This is a genomic window from Actinomycetospora sp. NBRC 106375, from assembly GCF_030269665.1.
Classification (GTDB): Bacteria; Actinomycetota; Actinomycetes; order Mycobacteriales; family Pseudonocardiaceae; genus Actinomycetospora.
Map to the genome: position 1 here is coordinate 231342 of NZ_BSTS01000005.1, position 18729 is coordinate 250070.

Genomic DNA, 18729 nt, shown 5'->3' on the forward strand with positions numbered 1-18729 from the left:
AACTTCGGGGCTATGGGCCCAGAGTTCGCTCACGTATCTCAGCGGCCCGGGGACACCGAGGTCATGTGGAAGTCGGGGATGCGCAGCGGGGGCATGGCGGCGCGGGTGAACCAGTCCTTCCACTCGCGCGGCAGCGTGCGCTCGGTGGTGCCGGCCTCGGTGACGCGGCGCAGGAGGTCGAGCGGCGACTCGTTGAAGCGGAAGTTGTTGACCTCGCCCACGATCTCGCCCCGCTCGACCAGGTAGACGCCGTCGCGGGTCAGGCCCGTGAGCAGCAGCGTCGCCGGGTCGACCTCGCGGATGTACCAGAGGCACGTCAGCAGCAGGCCGCGGTCGGTCGAGGCGACCATCTCCTCGAGCGTCGCCTCCTCGCCGCCGGTGAGCACGAGGTTGTCGGTGGGCGCGGCGAAGGGCGCGTCGTACTCCGCCGCCGCCGCGCGCGGGTAGGCCAGCGTCGCCACCTCGCCGTCGCGCACCCACTCCACCCGCCCGGTGGCGGCGCCGTTGTCGAACACCGACAGCTCGTCGCCGGAGTAGGTCGTCGCGAGCACCGGGGTGTAGGCGAGGTCTCCGAAGCAGGGCGCGGCGGGGTCGCCGGCCAGGGTCAGCGGGATGCTCCCGAGCTTCTCGCCGACCCGGGTGCCGCCGACCCGCGAGAACGCCGAGCGGCCCTCCTGCGCCGGGCGCCCGCCCATCGACCACGCCATGTAGATCATCAGGTCGGCGACTGCCGACGGCGGCAGGATCGTCTCGTGGCGGCCCGCCGGCAGGTCGATCCGCCGGGCGCCCCACGGCAGCCGGTCGCGCAGCCGCCCGACGAGCGCGGCGACGTCGACGGTGCCGACGTCGGTGGCGCCCTCGCCGCCCCACACCGAGCCGCCGGTCGCCGGGTCCTTCAGGTTGAGCTCGACGGACCCGGCCGGCTCGACCCAGCGGTGCCGCAGCCCCGTCGAGGTCCCGAGCCACGTGGTGGTGACGCGCTCCTCGCCGAACCCGAACGACGTCTCGTCGGGGCGGAAGGAGGCGCCGAGGTCCTCGGCCAGCCGGGCGAAGACGGCGGGTGAGGTCTCGCCGGCGTCGTCGGCCCAGTCCTGGTCGGCGTCCCCGGTCGGCGTGGGCAGGGGCGCGGCGTCGCGCGCGGGACCGCCCCGTCGGGCGGCCTGCACCGCACCCGAGATCGCCTCGCCGATCACCGCGTCGCCCTCGGGGCCGGCGGCGAGCGCGGTGGGCGCGGGCACCGTCGCCACGCCCGCGCCGGTGCCGCCGTGCAGCGGCACGAGCAGGATCACCGAGAGGCGCCGCTCGACGGTGTGGCCGTTGGTGGTCAGCGTGGAGTTCGCCCAGCGGACGACCGCCTCGGAGACCTCGCGGACGAGGGCGACGGCGCCCGCGTCGGGCACCTGGCGGGCGGCGATCTCCAGCGCCCGCTCCACGAGGCCCGCGCCGGGCGCGCTCACGACCCGCTCCCGGTGTTGAGCACGGTCACCCCGCGCAGCAGCGCCGACGGGCAGCCGTGGCTGACCGGCGCGACCTGCCCCGGCTGCGCCTTGCCGCAGTTGAACGCCCCGCCGAGCCGCCAGGTCGAGCGCCCGCCGACCGCCTCGAGCGAGCCCCAGAAGTCGGTGGTCGTGGCCTGGTAGGCGACGTCACGGACCTGTCCGGCGAGCTTGCCGTTCCGGATGCGGTGGAAGCGCTGGCCGGTGAACTGGAAGTTGTAGCGCTGCATGTCGATCGACCAGGAGCGGTCGCCGACGATGTAGAGCCCGTCGGACACCCCGTCGATGAGCGCCGCGGTGGAGCGGTCGGTGTCCGGGTCCGGGCGCAGGGACACGTTCGCCATCCGCTGCAGGGGCACGTGCTCGGCGGAGTCGGCGTACGCGCAGCCGTTGGAGCGGTCCAGCCCCAGGCGCGGCGCGAAGGACCGGTCGACCTGGTAGCCGACGAGCACGCCGTCGCGCACGAGGTCGAACTCCTGCGCCGCGACCCCGTCGTCGTCGTAGCCGACGCTGGCCAGCCCGTGCGGGACGGTGCGGTCGCCGGTGACGGTGAGGACGTCGCTGCCGTAGCGCAGCGTGCCGAGCTGGTCCGGCGTCGCGAAGCTCGTGCCGGCGTAGGCGGCCTCGTAGCCGATGGCCCGGTCGTACTCGGTGGCGTGCCCGATCGACTCGTGGATCACGAGCCACAGGTTGGTGGGGTCGATGACGAGGTCGGTCGGACCGGCTTCGACGGTGGGCGCCGTGACCTTCTCGGCGAGCATCGTGGGCAGCTCCGCGAGCTCGGCGTCCCAGTCCCACCCGGTGCCCGTGAGGTACTCCCACCCGCGCCCGGCCGGCGGCGCCAGCGTGCGCAGGGTCTCGAAGCCGCCGCCGGCGCGGTCGACGGTGGTGATCGTGATGTCCGGGTCGACGCGCACCCGCTGCTGTGTGGTGCTGGTGCCCGCGGTGTCGGCGTAGAACGTCTGCTCCTTGAGCTGCACGCAGCTCGCCGCGACGTGGTCGACGCCGGTCGCGGCGAGCAGTCCGGTCGAGCGCTCGGTCAGCAGCGCGATCTTGTCGGCGACGTCCACGGTCCAGGGGTCGACGTCGTACGGCGAGACCCACGAGACGCCGGCGTGCACGGGCTCGTCGGCGAGGGTGACCCGCTCGGTCGCGAGCGCGGCGAGGGTCCCGGCGACGTCGAGGGCCCGGCGGGCCGTGGCCGCGGCGGTCTCCGGCGTGAGGTCGACGTGCGCGGCGAAACCCCAGACGCCGTCGCGCAGCACCCGGACCGCGAGACCGCACGTCTCCTGGTCCGCGGCGACGACGACGCGGCCGTCGCGCAGCTCGAGGTGCTGGGTGCGCAGCCGCTGCACGCGCAGGTCGGCGTGCTGGGCGCCGCCGCGGCGGGCGGCGTCGAGCGCGGCGTCCGCGAGGGCGGCCCGCGGTAGCGCGAGGAAGTCCTCGTCGACGGCGTGCCCGACCGCGTACCCGATCGCCTGACCAGCGGGACCCCCCATGGGCGCCGAACCTACCGGTGTCGGTCGACCGGGTTGCGGATCAACCGTCGCGGACCCAGCCCCCGGTGACCGGGTCGATGGTCGGCGGGGGCGGCGCCGGTCCCTCGTCCCACGGCCCTCCGTCCCCGAGCGCAGGGCCCGGCTCGGGCAGCTCCGCGGTGGTGGCCGAGCCGTCCTCGTGCACCTGTGTGAGGACGTCGACGTGGCCGTCGCCGTCGAGGTCGGTGCCGAGGACCAGCGTGTCGGGGCCGGGTACGACGGCGGTGTCGGCCCGGCCGTCGGCGTCGCTGTCGACCGTCGGGGGACCGAGCGGGTGGGCGCCGTCGGCTGCGGTGACGAGCAGCTCGGCGGGCGCGCCGGGATCGACGTGGGTATCGGGGTGCAGCCCGGGATCCAGCTCGACCATGTCCCGGAGGCTAGGTCGAGGGCGCCGCCCGCGGGTGCGGTTCGGGGACATCGATCGCGACATCGGTGCCGTCGATCCGGTCCCGCAACGCGGCCAGGCGCCGCAGGAGGGTCTCGGCGCGATCGTGTCCGTCCCGGGCCTCGGCGGCGACGCGGGCGGCGGCGCGGTCGGCCTCGGCGCGGTCCGCGCCGGCGCGGCGCAGCGCGCGGTCGGCGTCGGTGAGGGCGTCGTCGAGGTCGCGCGCCCGGTCGGCGAGCGCGGCGTCGAGCGCGAGGGTCACCTCCCGCTCGGTCGTGATCAGGGCGTCGGTGAGCACCCGGTCGAGGTCGCCGCGCACCTCGGCGAGCGCCTCGACCGACCACTGCCGCAGGTGCGCGCGGTCCGCCGCGAGCCGCCGCGCCCGGGCCACCCACCCGGCGGCGCCGAGCCCGAGCCCCACCGACACCGGGACGAGCGCGGCGCCCAGCACCGCCGGGGCGAGCGGCACCGCGATCAGGGGCAGCAGGGCGAGGCGGGAGAGGCCGAGACCGCCCGAGGCGCCGGCGACGACGAGCAGCCGGTCCTCGGCGGGCCGGGACCGCGGCGGGGGGACGAGGGCGGGCTCGGCGGGCTCGGTGACCCGCAGCGCCGGGAGCTCCGCAGCCGGGACGAGGTCGGCCAGCGTCGCCGCGACGAGCTCCCGCAGCCGCGCGCCGAGCGCGTCGAGCACACCGGCGGCGAGGGCCTCGACCTCGCCGGCCAGCTCGCGGGGGATCGCGGCGAGCCCGGTGCGGTCGGCGTCGTCGATGCGGGCGCGCACCGCGACGCCGAGGGCGCGCACCCGCCCGGCGAGGTCGTCGGCGGCGGCCACGCGCGCGGCGGCGAGGTCGGCGCGCCACCGGGTGTGGTGGTCGCGGCGCAGCGCGGCCCGCGCGGCGTGGAGCTCGTCGCGGCGGCGGGCGAGGTCGCCGTCACCCGGGGCCCGCAGGGCCGCCCGCGTCGCCTCCGCCCGCGCGGCCACGCCGTCGAGCTCCGCGGCGAGCAGCCGCAGTGCGTTCGCCTCGGCGAGCATCCGGCGGCGCCGGGCCACGAGCCGGTGCAGCTCCCGTTGCAGGGAGGCGAGCCCCGAGCGGCGGCGCAGGGCCTCGGCGCCGTCGCGCGGCAGCTCGTCGGCGCGCCGGGCGAGCGCGGCGGCGACCGGGAACCACGGCGCCGCGGCCAGGCGGGGGACGTGCTCGGCGACCAGGGCCCGGTCGGCCTCGAGGACCGTGCGCCACCCGCGGTGGGCCTCGGTGCGGGTCAGGGCGAAGACCACGGTGTCGACGCGGCCCGCGGCGCGCCGGAGGGCGTCGAGCTCCTCGGTGCCGAGGGGGGCGGCGGCGTCGGCGAGGACGAGCGCGGCCGTCGCCCCGTCCACCGGCCAGGTCCCGGGGTCGGCGGCACGGGCCGGCAGCACGAGGTCCAGCTCCTCGAGCAGCGGGACCGGAGTGCGGTCGTGGGTGACGTGCAGCGCGCCGCCGGGACCGCGCTCGGGCACGGCGTCGAGGCCCAGGAGCGCGGCGAGCAGCTCCCCACGACCCCGCCCGGGCGCGCCGACGAGCACGACGGTCGGGCGGGCCGGGGGCGGCGGGGCGGCGGCGCGGGCGGCGGCGCCGGCGTCGAGCCGGGCGAGCAGCGTCGTCAGGTCCTCACGGGTGCGGGCGACCTGCGCCGGGACGTCCTTCATGGGTCGAGCTCCGCTCCGCTTCGTCTCCCGCTCACGCCGCCCGCCCCGACGTCAGCTCCCGCCAGAGCCCCAGGTACGTGCGGTGCACGACGTGGGCGAGGTCGGCGATCCGCCGGGGTGAGCCCCACGCGCCGTACGCCCGCCACCAGGCCGCCCGCCGCGCCGCGTGGCCCGCGAGCTCGACCGAGCCGGCCCCGGGGCGGCCCAGGCGGACGTCGGGCGGCGCGGCGGTGGCGAGGCGGTCGACCTCCTCGAGCAGCTCGACGGGCAGCCCCAGCGCCCCGGCCCAGAGCCGGGCGCGCGCCGCGAGCAGCGAGCGCTCGGTGAACGCCTCCCGGCGCGCCAGCGCGGCCGTCGCGTCGGCGATCCGCGTGCCCTCGCCGCTGCCCGTCCCGTCGCGCGCCTCGGCGCGCGTGCGGTCGTCGGCGAGCGCCGCGAGGTCGCGCACGCCGGCGGTCGCGGCGAGCAGATCGGTGCGCGCGCGGACCTCGTCCTGCAGCCGGGACACCAGCGTCGCGAGCCCGGACGCGGCGAGCAGCGCGTCGCAGAGCTCGCCGACCCCGGCGGCCGCGTCCGCGCGCAGCAGCGCGAGCCCGAGCGCGAGACCCCGAAGATCGAGGAGGTCGAGCAGCCGGCGGCGCGTGTCGACGGGCACGGGCAGGTCGGCGGTGGCGAACAGCTCGGCGTCGAGCATCGCCACCTCGAGCACCGCCGGGTCCGCCCCGGCGAGGACCCGCAGGGCCCCCACGTCCTCGGTGCGCAGCGCCCCGGTGACCGCGGTCTCGGCGAGCAGGCCGATCACGGGGGTCACCGGGCCGACGCGGTCGCCGAGCCGGCGTCCGAGCTCGACCGCCTGCTCGCGCCCGTCGTCGGGGCCCACGGTGTCGGCCCGCCCGAGCACGGCGATCACCCCGGCGGGCCCGTGCGCGGCGGGCCCGGGCAGGACGTCGAGGTCGCCGGGGTGCGCCGTCGCCGGGAGCACGACGAGCGCGGCGTCCGCGTGGGCGCCGCCGGCCACGCCGTCCGGGCGATGCGCCGACCCCGTCCCGGGGGTGTCGATCACAGTCAGTGCGTCGAGCGCCGCGCTGGTGAGCGTGACGACGAGGTGGTCGACGTCGTCCGACCGCACGCCCAGCCGGTCGCCCACCGCTGCGGGCACCCGGCCGCCCGCGGCCAGCGGCAGCGGCCGCCGGGACCCGTCGACGAGCACCACGTCGAGGCGGTCCGCGGGGCCGCGCACGTAATGGGCGGTCAAGCCGGTGCACTCGCCCGCGCCGGTCGGGGCGACGCGGCGTCCGACCAAGGCGTTGACCAGCGTGGACTTGCCCGACGAGACCGGTCCCGCCACGACGAGCGAGGGCGACGCGAGCATCCGGGCCGCGACGGCGTCCACCGCGTCGGCCGTCGGCAGCGACACACGCGGGCCGAGCGCGCGGCATGTCGCCACGACCGCGCTGCGCAAGGGGCCCACAGTGGTCGCACAGTAGGCGCCCCACCCGTCACGCAGGTCCCGGTCCGCACACGTCGCCGAGGGTTTCGCGTGATCGCCCGTCAGGGGAGACTGCTCACGAACCGTCACCCGGGAGGGGAAGCGCCTGTGCTCGACACCGGCACGTACATCTTCATCGTCGTGACCGGCGCGATCCTGACCATCGTCGTCGGCCAGATCCTCATGCGCTCGGGCATCGGCTTCCTGCGTGACGTCTTCGACTCCGAAGAGGTCGCGGTGTCGACCAACCGCCTCCTCGGGGTGCTGTTCCACCTGGTCGCGCTGGGCTTCCTCGCCCTCATCTCGACGTTCCGGCCGTTCGACGTCCAGGGCACCGTGCAGATCGTCGTCACCCAGCTCGGCGGCGTCATGCTGGTGCTCGGCGTCCTGCACGGGCTGACGCTGCTGCTCCTCTCCCGCGTCCGCAGTCGGCGCCGCAGCGAGACCCTCGAGTCGGAGATGAGCGCCCAGTACGAGGAGTCGCGCCGCGCCCGGCAGAGCCCGCGCCAGCAGGTGATCGAGGGCGGTCCCCCGTCCGGCGGCACCGCGCACTGAGCACCCGTCGCCGGGAGGGCCTTCCGGGCCCTCCGATCGCCCGACCGGGTCATCCGGGGTCGAACGGCTAACCCGCGGCGGGACCGCAACGATGGACGGGTGTGACCCTCGTCCCCTTGACCCGGCGACCGGCACGTGTCGCCGAGCCGCTGACCATGCCGTTGCCGCGTCTGTCCGACGTCGTGCACCCGGTGACGGCCACCTTCGGCTCCGCCGGCTGGACGCTGCGTTTCGGCGTGTCCGGTCAGCAGGTCGTCGTCGATCGCCTCGCCGACGCCGCCGGGGCGGCCCGCCGGCTCGTCGCCTCGGTGCTGGGCGTCCCGGCCGCGTCCGTCCGGACCCGCATCACCCCCGACCGCAGCACGCTCACGTCGCCGCGACGTCACTGAGGTCGTCGCGCCGTCCCGGTACGGTCCCGACCGCGAATCCCGTGTGAAGATCGGGGGATGGCCCCCGAGCACGACACGCTGCCGACGTCGGACGGTGACGTCGTGAGGGGGGCGGTCCCGCGGCGCTCGGTGGTGAGCTTCGCCGACCGCGGCGGGCGGATGACGGCCGGCCAGCACCGGGCGTGGGACCGCCTCTGGCCGCGCCTCGGCGCCACGGGCCCCGGCTTCGACCGGGACGGTTCGGCGCCCCCGCCGCGCGACGGCGACGGCCGGCTCGACGCCCGGGCGTGGTTCGGGCGCGTCGCGCCGCTGCGTCTCGAGATCGGCTCCGGGATGGGCGAGACGACGGCGGCCCTCGCCGCGGCCGAGCCCGACACCGACCACGTCGCCGTCGAGGTCTACCCGCCCGGGCTCGCCCAGTTGCTCATGCGCGTCGAGGAGCGCGGCCTGGACAACCTGCGGCTCCTGCGCGGCGACGCGGTGACCGTGCTCGAGGACCTGGTCGCGCCCGACTCCCTCGCCGGGCTGCGCGTGTTCTACCCCGACCCCTGGCCCAAGCGCCGCCACCACAAGCGGCGCATCGTCCAGCCCGCCACGGTCGCGCTGATGGCCTCCCGGCTGGCGCCCGGAGCGACGCTGCACCTCGCCACCGACGTCGCCGACTACGCCGACTGGATGCGCGAGGTCACCGACGCCGAACCGCTGCTGGAGAACCGGCACAGGGGGTTCGCCCCGCGCCCGCCGTGGCGTCCCCGCACCAAGTTCGAGGCCCGCGCCGAGCAGGAGGGCCGGCCCAGCCGGGACCTCCTGCTGGTGCGGCGCACCCCCGAGGGAGGCGAGTCCTGAGCACCCGTCGCGTCCGCCGCCGGGCGGTTAGAGTCGGGCCCGTGTCGCCGTCCCCCTCACCCGCCGACCTGGCCACCCCGCCTGCCGCCCTGTCCGGAGGGATCGAGGACGCCGGCGACGACGCCGCCACGGACGCGCCGCCCGCCCGCACGCTGCTGGTCTGGGACGCGCCGAACATCGACATGAGCCTCGGCTCGCTGCTGGGCACCCGCCCCACGTCGGCGTTCCGCCCGCGCTTCGACGCCGTCGGCCGCTGGCTGCTCGGCGAGGCCGGGCCGGAGGGCGTCGCCGAGGCCACGGTGTTCACCAACGTCGTCCCCGGCTCCACCGAGATCGTGCGGCCGTGGGTCGAGGCGCTGCGCAACGTCGGCTTCGCGGTGTTCGCCAAGCCGAAGGTCGTCGAGGACTCCGACGTCGACGAGGACATGCTCGCCCACATCGAGCTGCGCCGGAGCGAGGGCGGGCTCGCCCACGTCGTCGTGGCCTCGGGCGACGGGCGCGCGTTCCGCGAGCCGCTCGAGTCGCTCGTGGCGCAGGGCATCACGGTCACGGTGATCGGCTTCCGGGAGTACGCCGCGTTCGCGGTGGCCTCCGAGATCGTCGACTTCCTCGACCTCGAGGACATCGACGGCGTGTTCCGCGAGCCCCTGCCGCGCGTCAGCCTCGACACCCTGCCCGACGACGGCGCCTGGCTGCCGCCGCTGCGCTCCCTGCGCTCGCTGCTGGAGCGCTAGTCCGCGCCGAGCACTGGGGGACGACGCCCGAGGAGCGGGCGCGGCGGAGCCCGGCCGACGCGCTCGTCCCCGCGCCGCGGTCCCGGTGGACGCGGGGGGTCACCTCGACGGCACCGCCGGCGACGCTGTGGCGCTGGGTCTGCCAGCTCACCGTCGCGCCGTACAGCTACGACCTCGTCGACAACCGGGGGCACCGCAGCCCCCGGACCCTGACCCCGGGCGCCGACGAGCTCCGCGTCGGGCAGCGGCTGCTCGTCCTGTTCGTCGTCGACTCGTTCGCGCCGGGCGAGCACCTCACCCTGCGGCGGGCCCGGCGGGGACGGGGCCCGGTCGCCGAGTTCGCGATCACCTATGCGGTCAAGCCCGACCCAGCCGGATCCCGTCTCGTGGCGACGGTGGCCGTCGACGGCACCCGCCGCGGCGCGCTGCTGCGCCGGCTGCTCGCCGTGGGCGACCTGGTCATGATGCGACGCCAGCTCCGGACACTGGCGTCCCTCGCCGCCGGGACGTGAGCGCTTTCCTGCGCCGGAGGGCAGGGAAGCACTCACGTGGGGCGACGGAAGAACGCGTTCGCGGTCGGACGGAACATCAGCACGAGCGCGACGACGACGGCGGCGAGATGCGCGGTCCGCAGCACGACCACCGCGATCTCGGCGCCGCCCGCGCCGGCGAGGTACTCGACGGGGGAGGCGCCCGTCGAGAGCCACGTGATCGGCTCGACGACCAGCGACGCGGTCCCGACCACACCGAGCAGCACGGCGAGCGTCCACCGGACGACGTTGCGGCCGCTCGGCAGAGCGAGCACGAGGGCGACCACCCCGGCGTAGACCAGGGCGCGCTTGACCAGCGCCCCCGGACCGGGAGGGTCCGGCAGGGCGAGGTGGACCAGGGTCTCGGCGACCCCGGCGCCGACGGCGAGCAGCCAGACGACGACCGCGGCGCGCACGGGGCGGGGGACGGGCGGTGCGGCGGTGAGGCTCGACATGCCGGCCACGCTCCGTCGCGTCGGGGCTCCCGGACAGCCGGCAGGCGCCCCGTCCGCGGTGGGGTTGTCCCTACCCTGACCCGGAGGAGCACCGGCTGGGGGTGGCCGGGCGCGGCGAGCAGGGTCCGGAGGCATGACCGAGATGACGCTCGCCGGACCGCCCGTCGAGGACGCCGCCCGCCCGCACGACGATCACGCTCCCGGCTTCTGGCCCCGCGTCGGGTACCTGCTGGCCGGGCTGCCGCTGGGCGTCGCCGCGTTCGCGGTGGCGGTCGCGGGGTTCGTCCTGGGCGTGTCGACGCTCGTGGTCTGGCTCGGTGTCCCCGTCCTGGCCGCGACGCTCTGGGCGTGCCGGGGTCTCGCCACCGTCGAGCGCCGCAGCACCGAGCGCGTCACCGGCCGCGACCTGCCGCCCCACCACTACCGGGTCGCCGTGCCCGGTGCGGGCCGCCCGGCGGTGTCGCTCGCGATGGTGCGCGACCCGCAGGCCTGGCGGGACGTCCTGCACGCCGTCATCGCCTTCCCGGTGCGGCTCGCGGCGGCCGTGCTCGTCGTCGCGTGGGGCGTCGGCGGGCTCGGCGGGCTGCTCTTCGTCGCCTGGGAGTGGACCCTGCCCGACGACCGCCACGGCCTGTCCTGGCTGGTCACCGGCACCACCTCGCGGCCGGCGGAGATCGTCGTCAACACGGTGCTCGGCGCGGTCGTCCTCGCCCTGCTCCCGTGGCTGGTCCGCGCTCTGGTCGCGCTCCGGGCCGGGCTCGCGCGGGGCCTGCTGACCAACCAGACGGCCGCCCTCCGCGCCCGCGCCGACGAGCTCGCGGCCGGACGCCGCGCCGCGGTGGCCGCGGAGGCGACCACGTTGCGCCGCCTCGAGCGCGACCTGCACGACGGACCGCAGCAGCGGCTCGTGCGGATGACGATGGACCTGGAGGCCACGTCGCGGCGCCTCGACGACGACCCGGCGCGGGCCCGCCCCCTGCTCGACGAGGCGATCACGCAGAGCCGTGAGGCCCTCGCCGAACTGCGCGCGCTGTCCCGCGGGATCGCGCCGCCCGTCCTGGCCGACCGCGGCCTCGACGCCGCGCTCGGCGCGGCCGCCGCCCGCAGCCCGCTGCCGGTAGCGCTCCACGTCGACGTCCCCGCCCGGTTGCCCGCGGCCGTCGAGACCACCGCGTACTACGTCGTCACGGAGGCGCTCACCAACGTGGCCAAGCACGCCGGCGCGTCGCAGGCGACGGTGACCGCGGTCGTCGACGACGACCGGCTCGTCGTCTCGGTGGCCGACGACGGCCGCGGTGGCGCGCACTCCGGCAAGGGCCACGGCCTCGCCGGGCTCGCCGACCGCGTCGCGACCGTCGACGGGACCCTGGCGATCACCAGCCCGGCCGGCGGGCCGACGGTGCTCACCGCGAGCCTGCCGGGGCGGGAGGGCTGATGCGCGTCGTGCTCGCCGAGGACTCCGTCCTCCTGCGGGAGGGGCTGGTCCGGCTGCTCGGGGAGTACGGGGCCGAGGTCGTGGCGGCGGTCGGGGACGGCGGGGCGCTGGTCGACGCCGTCGTGGCGCATCGCCCGGACGTCGCCGTCGTCGACGTGCGGATGCCTCCGGACTTCACCGACGAAGGGCTGCGCGCGGCCCTCCGCGCACGCCGGGAGGTGCCCGGCACGGCGGTGCTCGTCCTGTCGCAGTACGTCGAGATGTCCTACGCGGCGGATCTCCTCCGGGACGGCGGCGGTGTCGGCTACCTGCTCAAGGACCGGGTCACCCGCCTCGAGGACCTCGCCGACGCCCTGGCGCGGATCACGGCCGGCGGCAGCGTGCTCGATCCCGAGGTGGTCTCGGCGCTCTTCGCTCGGCAGGACCCCCTCGCGGCGCTCACGGCGCGGGAGCGCGAGGTGCTGGCGCTGGTGGCGGAGGGGCGGTCGAACACGGCGATCGCCCGGAGCCTGACCCTGTCGCAGGGCGCGGTCGAGAAGCACGTGTCGTCGATCTTCGACAAGCTCGGTCTCGCCCGCGACGCCGCGGACGACCACCGCCGCGTCCTGGCCGTCCTGGCGTGGTTCGGTCTGGGGCGCTGAGAGACTGGCCCCGTGAGCCAGCGCCTCCACGCCCCGGTCGTCCTGCCCTGCGACGAGCCCATGAGCGTCCTGCGCGACGCGGTGGTCGACGTCGACGACGCCGGGCGGATCGTGCACGTCGGGCCCCTCGCCGCGGCCCCGGCCACCGACGCCCCGACGACCGAGGTGCCGGGCCTGCTCATGCCGGGTCTGGTCAACACCCACGCCCACACCCCGCTCGCCGTCCTGCGCGGCATGGGCGGCGACCTGCCCCTGATGCGCTGGCTCATGGAGGTCATCTGGCCGGCCGAGGCCAAGCTCGACGGCGGCGACGTGCGCGCGGGGATGCTCGCGGGCTCCGCGGAGATGCTGCGCGGCGGGGTCACGACGTCGGCCGAGATGTACTTCCAGTGCGAGCACGTCGTGGAGGCCGTGCTCGAGATCGGGTCCCGGGTCGTGCTGACGCCGGGGATCATCACCGCGCCGGGGATGGAGCGCCTCGGGACCTGGCAGCAGATGCGCGACGCGATCAGCCGGTGGATCGACGCCGACGGGCTGCGCTTCGGGCCCGGCGAGCGGGTGGAGCTCGGCTACGGGCCACACGCGGCGTACACACTGCCCACCGAGGCGATCGTGACCACCGCGGGGCTGGCGAAGGAGCGCGGCGCGCTGATGCACCTCCACGTCGCCGAGGCGCCGGGCGAGGACGACGCCGTCCGCGCCGAGTTCGGGTCGGTGCCGGCGATGCTCGAGTCGACGGGCTCGCTGGGCGGGCGGGTGCTCGCCGCGCACGCGATCCAGCTCTCCGACGCCGACATCGCGATCCTCGCCCGTCACGACGTCGCCGTCGCCCACTGCCCCGGCTCCAACGCCAAGCTCGCGGCCGGCGTCGCCCGGGTCGCCGACCTGCGCACCGCGGGTGTCCGGATGGGCCTGGGCACCGACTCGCCCGCGTCGAACGACGACCTCGACCTCTGGGAGGAGCAGCGCCTCGCCTCGCTGTTCGCCCGCCAGCGCGGCGCCGACGCCACCGCGCTGACCGCCGGGGCCGCGCTGGCGATGGCGACGCGCGAGGGTGCCCGCGCCCTGGGTCGCGACGACCTCGGCGTCCTCGCCCCCGGCGCCTGGGCCGACCTCGTGCACGTCTCGCTGGACGACGCCGCCTTCGTCGACCCGGACGACGACGAGCAGCTGATCTCCAACCTCGTCTGGGCCAGCGGCGCCCGCGGGGTGCGTGACGTCTGGGTCGCGGGCGAGCCGGTGCTCGCCGACGGGGCCCTGACGCGCGTGGACCCCGGCGAGGTGCTCGCCGGGGCCCGCCGCGTGGCCGCCAAGGTCAAGGCCTGATGTGAGCAGTTGGCGCCCCTACCGGGGCGCCAACTGCTCACGCAGGCCGAGGGTCACGACCAGGGCGGCGGCGAGGACGAGGGCGCCGGCGACGAGGTAGGCGGTGCGGAAGCCCTCCGCCTGCGCCAGGAGCGGGGCGACACCCTCCGACGCCAGCGCCTGGGCGCGTCCCGACGCCACGGCCGCGAGCACCGCGATCCCGATCGCGCCGCCGACCTGCTGGCCGGTGTTGGCGAGGCCCGAGGTCAGCCCGGCCGTGTCGGCGTCCGCGTCGCTCATGACCACCGAGGTCACCGACGGCATGACGAGACCCGCGCCGAGCCCGAGCAGCAGCAGCGCCGGCAGGAGGTCGGTGAGGTAGTCGGTGCCGGGGACGACCACGAGCACCGCGAAGCCGGCGAGCAGCAGCCCCAACCCCGCGAGCAGCACGCGGCGGGCGGTCCACCGCGCGATCAGGGGACCGGCGACCCGCAGCGCGACAACCCCGATGACGGCGGCGACCGGCACCATCGCCAGGCCGGTGGCGGCCGGCGAGTAGCCGAGCACCTGCTGCAGGAACAGCGCGGTGGCGAACTGGAAGCCCATCATCGCGGCGATCGTCAGCACTTGGGCGAGGTTGCCCAGCGACACCGACCGCAAGCGCAGCACCCGCGGGGGGACGAGCGGGGCGGCACCGAGGGCCTGGCGCGCGCCGAAGCCCGCGAGCAGCAGGAGCGCCGCCGCCCCGGCGACCCACGAGAACTCCACGATCGCGAACACGAGCGCGGCGAGCCCGAGCGTCACGAGCAGGGCGCCGAGCAGGTCCGGGCGGGTCCCGTCGTGGCGCGCGGGGTCCGCCGCCACGCACCGCAGCACCAGCACCGTCGCCGCCACCCCGATGGGCACGTTGATGATGAAGATCGCGCGCCATCCGACGGCCTCGGTGAGCACCCCGCCGAGCAGCAGGCCCAGCGAGGCGCCCGCGGCGCCGACGAACGCGTAGGCGCCGAGCGCCCGCGCGCGGTCGCGCTCTCGTCGGGTCGAGCTCCGCTCCGCTCCGTCTCCCCCGTCGTCGAACAGCGACACCACCATCCCGAGCACCACCGACGACGCCATCGCCGCGGCGACGCCCTGGACGGCGCGGGCGGCCACCAGCATCGCCGGACCCGTCGCCAGCCCGCAGGCGAGCGAGGCGAGGACGAAGAGCACGAGGCCCGCGACGAGCATCCGGCGACGGCCCACGAGGTCGCCGAGGCGTCCGGCGAGCAGGAGCAGCCCGCCGAGCGGGACGAGGTAGGCGTTGACGGTCCACGACAGGCCGGCGTCGGTGAAGCCCAGGTCGTCCCGGAGGGCGGGCAGGGCGACGCTGACGATCGTCCCGTCCAAGATGATCATGAGCATGGACGTGCTGAGTGCCGCGAGCGCGATCCAGGGGGATGCGGTGCGGCGGTCGGCGAGCAGCATGGCTCCGACCGTAGCAGAACGTCTATTTCAGAACTATCCCGAGTAGACTCATCACGTTCGGGACGACCGCCGCGGCGGGCGAGCGTCCACCCCGCCGCGCAGGGGCCCCTCGACGAGCCGGGTCAGCCCGTCGACGACGGTGTCGCGATCCGCCCCGAGCGCCCCGAGGACCTCGTCGTAGAGGCCCTGGATGACGGTCGCGGCCTTCTCCACGAGCGCCTCGCCCTCGGCGGTGGTCTCGACCAGCCGGGCGCGGCGGTCGGTCGGCGACGGCACGCGGCGGGCGAGCCCCGCGCGCTCGAGGCCGTCGAGCGTGGTGACCATCGTGGTCTTGTCGAGCAGGGCCTCCTCGGCGATCTGGCCCTGGGTGCGGTCGGCCGCGGAGGCCTTGTCGAGCACGCAGTACTGCCGCGCGGTGAGCCCGAGGTCGGCGAGGGCCGTGGTCATCCGCGCGGCCAGCGACTCGCTCGTCTTGTCGAGGAGGAAGCTCAGGTCCGGGGTCACGCGCGCCATGTCGTCACGATACGGAACTTTCCGGAACGGGACGATCTGTGTGCGTCCGTTCGGGCAGTGCGCCGGGTCCCGGCGCGTGGTTAGTGTCCGGGCCATGAGTGGCGAGTACCGGCAGGCCTACGACCGCAGCATGACCGACCCCGACGGCTTCTGGCGCGAGGCCGCCGGTCTCATCGACTGGTACCGCGAGCCCGACACGATCATGGACGCGTCGCGGCTGCCGTTCTCGACGTGGTTCGCCGGCGGCGAGCTCAACACCTGCCACAACGCCCTCGACCGCCACGTCGACGCCGGGCGCGGCGACCAGCTCGCCCTCGTCCACGACTCGCCGGTCACCGACGATCGCCAGAAGTTCACCTACCGCGAGCTGCGCGACCGCGTCGCCACGTTCGCCGGCGTCCTGCGCTCGCAGGGGGTCGGCAAGGGCGACCGGGTGATCATCTACATGCCGATGATCCCCGAGGCCGCCGTCGCGATGCTGGCCTGTGCGCGGCTCGGCGCGGTCCACTCGGTGGTCTTCGGCGGGTTCGCCGCCCGCGAGCTCGCGGTGCGCATCGACGACGCGCAGCCCTCGGCGATCGTCAGCGCCTCGTGCGGCATCGAGGGCAAGCGGGTCATCGAGTACAAGCCGCTGCTCGACAAGGCCATCGAGCTGGCCTCGCACGACCCGGGCCGCTCGATCGTCTTCCAGCGCCCGCAGTACACCGCCGAGATGACCGAGCGCGACGTCGACTGGGCCCAGGCGGTCGAGGACGCCGAGCCGACCGAGTGCGTGCCGGTCCAGGCCACCGACCCGCTCTACGTCCTCTACACCTCCGGCACCACCGGCAAGCCCAAGGGCGTGCAGCGGGACAACGGCGGTCACGCGGTGGCGCTGGCGTGGTCGATGCAGAACGTCTACGACGTCGGTCCCGGCGAGGTCATGTTCACCGCCTCCGACGTCGGCTGGGTCGTCGGGCACTCCTACATCGTCTACGCGCCCCTGCTCATCGGGGCGACGACCGTGCTCTACGAGGGCAAGCCGATCGGGACGCCCGACGCCGGCCAGTTCTGGCGCGTGATCCAGGAGCACGGGGTGAAGGCGCTCTTCACCGCCCCCACCGCGTTCCGGGGCATCAAGAAGGAGGACCCGGACGCGGTCCTGCTGCGCGACTACGACATCTCGACGCTGGAGACGCTCTTCCTCGCCGGGGAGCGCCTCGACCCGGAGACCTGGACGTGGGCGTCGGAGAAGCTCGGCGTGCCGGTGGTCGACCACTGGTGGCAGACCGAGACGGGCTGGCCGATCGCGGCAAACCTCCGCGGTCTCGAGCCGATGGAGCTCAAGGCCGGGTCGCCGTCGGTGCCCGTCCCCGGCTACCAGGTGGAGATCCTCGACGTCGACGGCACCGTCCTGCCGCGGGGCGAGGAGGGCGCGATCACGATCAAGCTCCCGCTGCCCCCGGGCTGCCTGCAGACGCTGTGGAACGACGACGAGCGCTTCCGCGAGTCGTACATGTCGCGCTACGAGGGCTACTACCTCACCGGCGACGGCGGCTACCTCGACGCCGACGGCTACCTCTACGTCATGGGCCGCACCGACGACGTCATCAACGTCGCCGGGCACCGCCTGTCCACCGGGTCCATGGAGGAGGTCCTCTCGGGGCACCGGGACGTCGCCGAGTGCGCGGTCATCGGGGTCTACGACTCGATGAAGGGCCAGGTCCCGCGCGGCTTCGTCGTGCTCAAGGCCGGTGTCGAGCGCGACGAGTCCGAGCTCTCCGCCGAGCTCGTCGCGATGGTCCGCGACGAGGTCGGCGCCGTGGCGTCGTTCAAGAACGTCGCAGTCGTGCCGGCCCTGCCCAAGACCCGCTCGGGCAAGGTGCTGCGCAAGACCATGCGCGGCATCGCCGACGGCAAGGACGAGGCCGTGCCGTCGACGATCGACGACGCGAGCGTGCTCGACACCCTGCGCCCGGTGCTCCAGAAGGGGCCGGGTGCCTGACGGCAGGTGAGCAGTGTGGACGGCGATAGCCGTCCACACTGCTCCTACCAGCGCGATTCAACTCAGCACGCCGATAGGGCACCTAGCCGGCGCGGCCGAGGCCGTCGTCCGGCAGCGCCGAGCCGCCGTAGCCGACGTAGTTGCCCGAGGAGTTGCGCAGCCCGCCGTTGGCGACGTCCTCGATGCTGTGGTTCGCGATCATCGTGCGGACGCCGGCGGTGATGTTCGCGACCGGGTCGAAGATGCCGCGGTCGGCGAGCGAGGGCAGCACCGCGTTGCGGAACGTCGTGTCAATGAGCTGCATCAGGCCCTTCGACGGGGTGCCGGCCGAGGCGTTCGAGTCCCAGTCGTTCACGGCGTCGGCGTTGCCGGTCGACTCCCGCATGATGATCTTCTTGACGCCCGGAGCGAGGCGCTGCGGGAGGCCCAGGAGGCCGAGGGCCTTGGCGATCTGGCCGTCGAGGGTCCGCTCGTTCCCGGCGTCGTAGGCCCGCCCGAACTCCAGCGGCCCGTTCTCACGCTCGACGCTCATCGACTTCATCAGGGCGGAGACGTCGGTCTGGTCGCCGGCGCTGGGCTCGTCGTCCGACGACGAGGAGGGCGACGAGGACGTCGCCGCCGACGCGGGCATGGTGATCGGGCTGACGCCCGCCACGGCACCGCCCACACCGCCGGGCGCGGCCCGGTGCTGCGAGGCGAGGGAGAGGGCCGCGGTGGTCGCGGCCGGGTCGACGGCCGCGACGTTCGTGGCCTGCGGCGCCTCGGCGTCGGCGACGTGGGTGCCGAGCGTCTGCACGGCCGGGAGGACGGCACCGGCGGCGACGGCGGCGACGAGGACGGAGCCCGTGGTCGACGAGGAACGGAGGGTTGACCGGCGGCCGTTCGGGATAGCCCCGAGCGAGAAGGGAGTGGTCTCCGGCTCGTCGTCGCGCCCGCTGCGCCCGTGTCGCGCCACGCGTCGTCACCTCAGCTCGTCGTCGGGATGAGGCCCGCGGCGCGAAGAGGGGGAGCGTGCCGGCGTGACCATTCCGTGATCGGACTGCTCGAAACATAGCGATCCGGTGAGAGCCGCTCGCGACCCCTCCCCCGTCCGAGGTGCCTTCGTGGCGCCCCGGTTCGCCGGGTCGTGGCGACGGGAGGTCCGACGGGCGGCCGGTCGGGTCGGATGCGCTTCCGTGCCTGCCCGTGGGCGGACGATCACGGACGTCGAGCGGTCCTCCGTGCGACGGACGGTCCGCTCCGACGGGGCCTCACCGGGGCCGATGGGCTCGGCGACCCTTCAC

The 18729-nt window shown here is 75.6% G+C and carries 18 protein-coding genes; 9 read left to right on the top strand and 9 right to left on the bottom strand.

Annotation, left to right across the window (positions count from 1 at the left end):
- Positions 1 to 38: 38 nt before the first annotated feature.
- From QSK03_RS10725 to QSK03_RS10745, 5 genes are read right to left on the bottom strand one after another with little or no spacing between them, the layout of a single operon-like run.
- A complete protein-coding gene (locus QSK03_RS10725; RefSeq protein WP_285651409.1) occupies positions 39 to 1457 on the bottom strand; it encodes a metallopeptidase TldD-related protein in 1419 nt (472 codons plus the stop codon).
- Positions 1454 to 2995, bottom strand: a complete 1542-nt coding sequence (locus QSK03_RS10730) for a TldD/PmbA family protein (RefSeq protein WP_285651411.1) — start codon at positions 2993 to 2995, stop codon at positions 1454 to 1456. The genes QSK03_RS10725 and QSK03_RS10730 overlap by 4 nt, the downstream gene beginning before the upstream one ends.
- Before the next feature lie 40 nt (positions 2996 to 3035).
- Entirely contained in the window at positions 3036 to 3401 is a 366-nt protein-coding gene (locus QSK03_RS10735) for a DUF6802 family protein (RefSeq protein ID WP_285651414.1), read from the bottom strand.
- 10 nt (positions 3402 to 3411) lie between these two features.
- A complete protein-coding gene (locus QSK03_RS10740; RefSeq protein WP_285651417.1) occupies positions 3412 to 5106 on the bottom strand; it encodes a hypothetical protein in 1695 nt (564 codons plus the stop codon).
- 31 nt (positions 5107 to 5137) lie between these two features.
- Positions 5138 to 6568: a dynamin family protein gene (locus tag QSK03_RS10745; protein ID WP_285651419.1), complete on the bottom strand. Its 1431-nt coding sequence runs from the start codon at positions 6566 to 6568 to the stop codon at positions 5138 to 5140.
- A 135-nt stretch (positions 6569 to 6703) separates the two neighbouring features.
- On the opposite strand from QSK03_RS10745, the gene QSK03_RS10750 reads away from it, so the two are divergent.
- From QSK03_RS10750 to QSK03_RS10770, 5 genes are all read left to right on the top strand, one after another.
- Positions 6704 to 7150, top strand: coding sequence for a hypothetical protein (locus QSK03_RS10750; protein WP_285651424.1), 447 nt, complete (start codon positions 6704 to 6706; stop codon positions 7148 to 7150).
- Between the two features lie 116 nt (positions 7151 to 7266).
- Positions 7267 to 7539 (top strand): hypothetical protein, encoded by a 273-nt coding sequence (locus tag QSK03_RS10755; protein ID WP_285651425.1) that lies wholly within the window; start codon positions 7267 to 7269, stop codon positions 7537 to 7539.
- A gap of 159 nt (positions 7540 to 7698) precedes the next feature.
- Positions 7699 to 8385, top strand: a complete 687-nt coding sequence (trmB, locus tag QSK03_RS10760) for a tRNA (guanosine(46)-N7)-methyltransferase TrmB (protein WP_285651736.1) — start codon at positions 7699 to 7701, stop codon at positions 8383 to 8385.
- Between the two features lie 41 nt (positions 8386 to 8426).
- Positions 8427 to 9119, top strand: a complete 693-nt coding sequence (locus QSK03_RS10765; RefSeq protein ID WP_285651427.1) for an NYN domain-containing protein — start codon at positions 8427 to 8429, stop codon at positions 9117 to 9119.
- Between the two features lie 386 nt (positions 9120 to 9505).
- Positions 9506 to 9631, top strand: a complete 126-nt coding sequence (locus QSK03_RS10770) for a hypothetical protein (RefSeq protein ID WP_285651430.1) — start codon at positions 9506 to 9508, stop codon at positions 9629 to 9631.
- Positions 9632 to 9663: 32 nt separating this feature from the next.
- On the opposite strand, the gene QSK03_RS10775 is transcribed toward QSK03_RS10770, so the two are convergent.
- Positions 9664 to 10104, bottom strand: a complete 441-nt coding sequence (locus QSK03_RS10775) for a hypothetical protein (protein WP_285651432.1) — start codon at positions 10102 to 10104, stop codon at positions 9664 to 9666.
- 133 nt (positions 10105 to 10237) lie between these two features.
- Between QSK03_RS10775 and QSK03_RS10780 the strand changes: the two genes are divergently transcribed.
- From QSK03_RS10780 to QSK03_RS10790, 3 genes are read left to right on the top strand one after another with little or no spacing between them, the layout of a single operon-like run.
- Entirely contained in the window at positions 10238 to 11539 is a 1302-nt protein-coding gene (locus QSK03_RS10780; RefSeq protein ID WP_285651434.1) for a sensor histidine kinase, read from the top strand.
- Positions 11539 to 12180, top strand: coding sequence for a response regulator transcription factor (locus QSK03_RS10785; protein WP_285651437.1), 642 nt, complete (start codon positions 11539 to 11541; stop codon positions 12178 to 12180). The genes QSK03_RS10780 and QSK03_RS10785 overlap by 1 nt, the downstream gene beginning before the upstream one ends.
- Before the next feature lie 12 nt (positions 12181 to 12192).
- A complete protein-coding gene (locus QSK03_RS10790) occupies positions 12193 to 13506 on the top strand; it encodes an amidohydrolase family protein (RefSeq protein WP_285651439.1) in 1314 nt (437 codons plus the stop codon).
- 18 nt (positions 13507 to 13524) lie between these two features.
- Here QSK03_RS10790 and QSK03_RS10795 read toward each other — a convergent pair whose 3' ends face one another.
- Both QSK03_RS10795 and QSK03_RS10800 read right to left on the bottom strand, forming a co-directional pair.
- Positions 13525 to 14949, bottom strand: a complete 1425-nt coding sequence (locus QSK03_RS10795; RefSeq protein WP_285651441.1) for an MFS transporter — start codon at positions 14947 to 14949, stop codon at positions 13525 to 13527.
- A gap of 51 nt (positions 14950 to 15000) precedes the next feature.
- A complete protein-coding gene (locus tag QSK03_RS10800) occupies positions 15001 to 15462 on the bottom strand; it encodes a MarR family winged helix-turn-helix transcriptional regulator (protein ID WP_285651443.1) in 462 nt (153 codons plus the stop codon).
- Between the two features lie 94 nt (positions 15463 to 15556).
- Here QSK03_RS10800 and QSK03_RS10805 point away from each other — a divergent pair, with 94 nt between their 5' ends.
- The gene (locus QSK03_RS10805) at positions 15557 to 17446 is read left to right on the top strand and encodes a propionyl-CoA synthetase (protein WP_285651446.1); all 1890 of its coding nucleotides are present in this window, start codon (positions 15557 to 15559) and stop codon (positions 17444 to 17446) included.
- 82 nt (positions 17447 to 17528) lie between these two features.
- On the opposite strand, the gene QSK03_RS10810 is transcribed toward QSK03_RS10805, so the two are convergent.
- Positions 17529 to 18401, bottom strand: a complete 873-nt coding sequence (locus QSK03_RS10810; protein ID WP_285651450.1) for a transglycosylase SLT domain-containing protein — start codon at positions 18399 to 18401, stop codon at positions 17529 to 17531.
- Positions 18402 to 18729 lie beyond the last annotated feature (328 nt).

What these genes read in the sequence shown, in the direction of transcription:
- QSK03_RS10735 (WP_285651414.1), bottom strand. Translation starts at nt 3,401, where the DNA reads ATGGTCGAGCTGGATCCCGGGCTGCACCCCGATACCCACGTCGATCCC.
- QSK03_RS10780 (WP_285651434.1), top strand. Translation starts at nt 10,238, where the DNA reads ATGACCGAGATGACGCTCGCCGGACCGCCCGTCGAGGACGCCGCCCGC.
- QSK03_RS10795 (WP_285651441.1), bottom strand. Translation starts at nt 14,949, where the DNA reads ATGCTGCTCGCCGACCGCCGCACCGCATCCCCCTGGATCGCGCTCGCG.
- QSK03_RS10730 (WP_285651411.1), bottom strand. Translation starts at nt 2,995, where the DNA reads ATGGGGGGTCCCGCTGGTCAGGCGATCGGGTACGCGGTCGGGCACGCC.
- QSK03_RS10785 (WP_285651437.1), top strand. Translation starts at nt 11,539, where the DNA reads ATGCGCGTCGTGCTCGCCGAGGACTCCGTCCTCCTGCGGGAGGGGCTG.
- QSK03_RS10740 (WP_285651417.1), bottom strand. Translation starts at nt 5,106, where the DNA reads ATGAAGGACGTCCCGGCGCAGGTCGCCCGCACCCGTGAGGACCTGACG.
- QSK03_RS10805 (WP_285651446.1), top strand. Translation starts at nt 15,557, where the DNA reads ATGAGTGGCGAGTACCGGCAGGCCTACGACCGCAGCATGACCGACCCC.
- QSK03_RS10800 (WP_285651443.1), bottom strand. Translation starts at nt 15,462, where the DNA reads ATGGCGCGCGTGACCCCGGACCTGAGCTTCCTCCTCGACAAGACGAGC.
- trmB (WP_285651736.1), top strand. Translation starts at nt 7,699, where the DNA reads ATGACGGCCGGCCAGCACCGGGCGTGGGACCGCCTCTGGCCGCGCCTC.
- QSK03_RS10775 (WP_285651432.1), bottom strand. Translation starts at nt 10,104, where the DNA reads ATGTCGAGCCTCACCGCCGCACCGCCCGTCCCCCGCCCCGTGCGCGCC.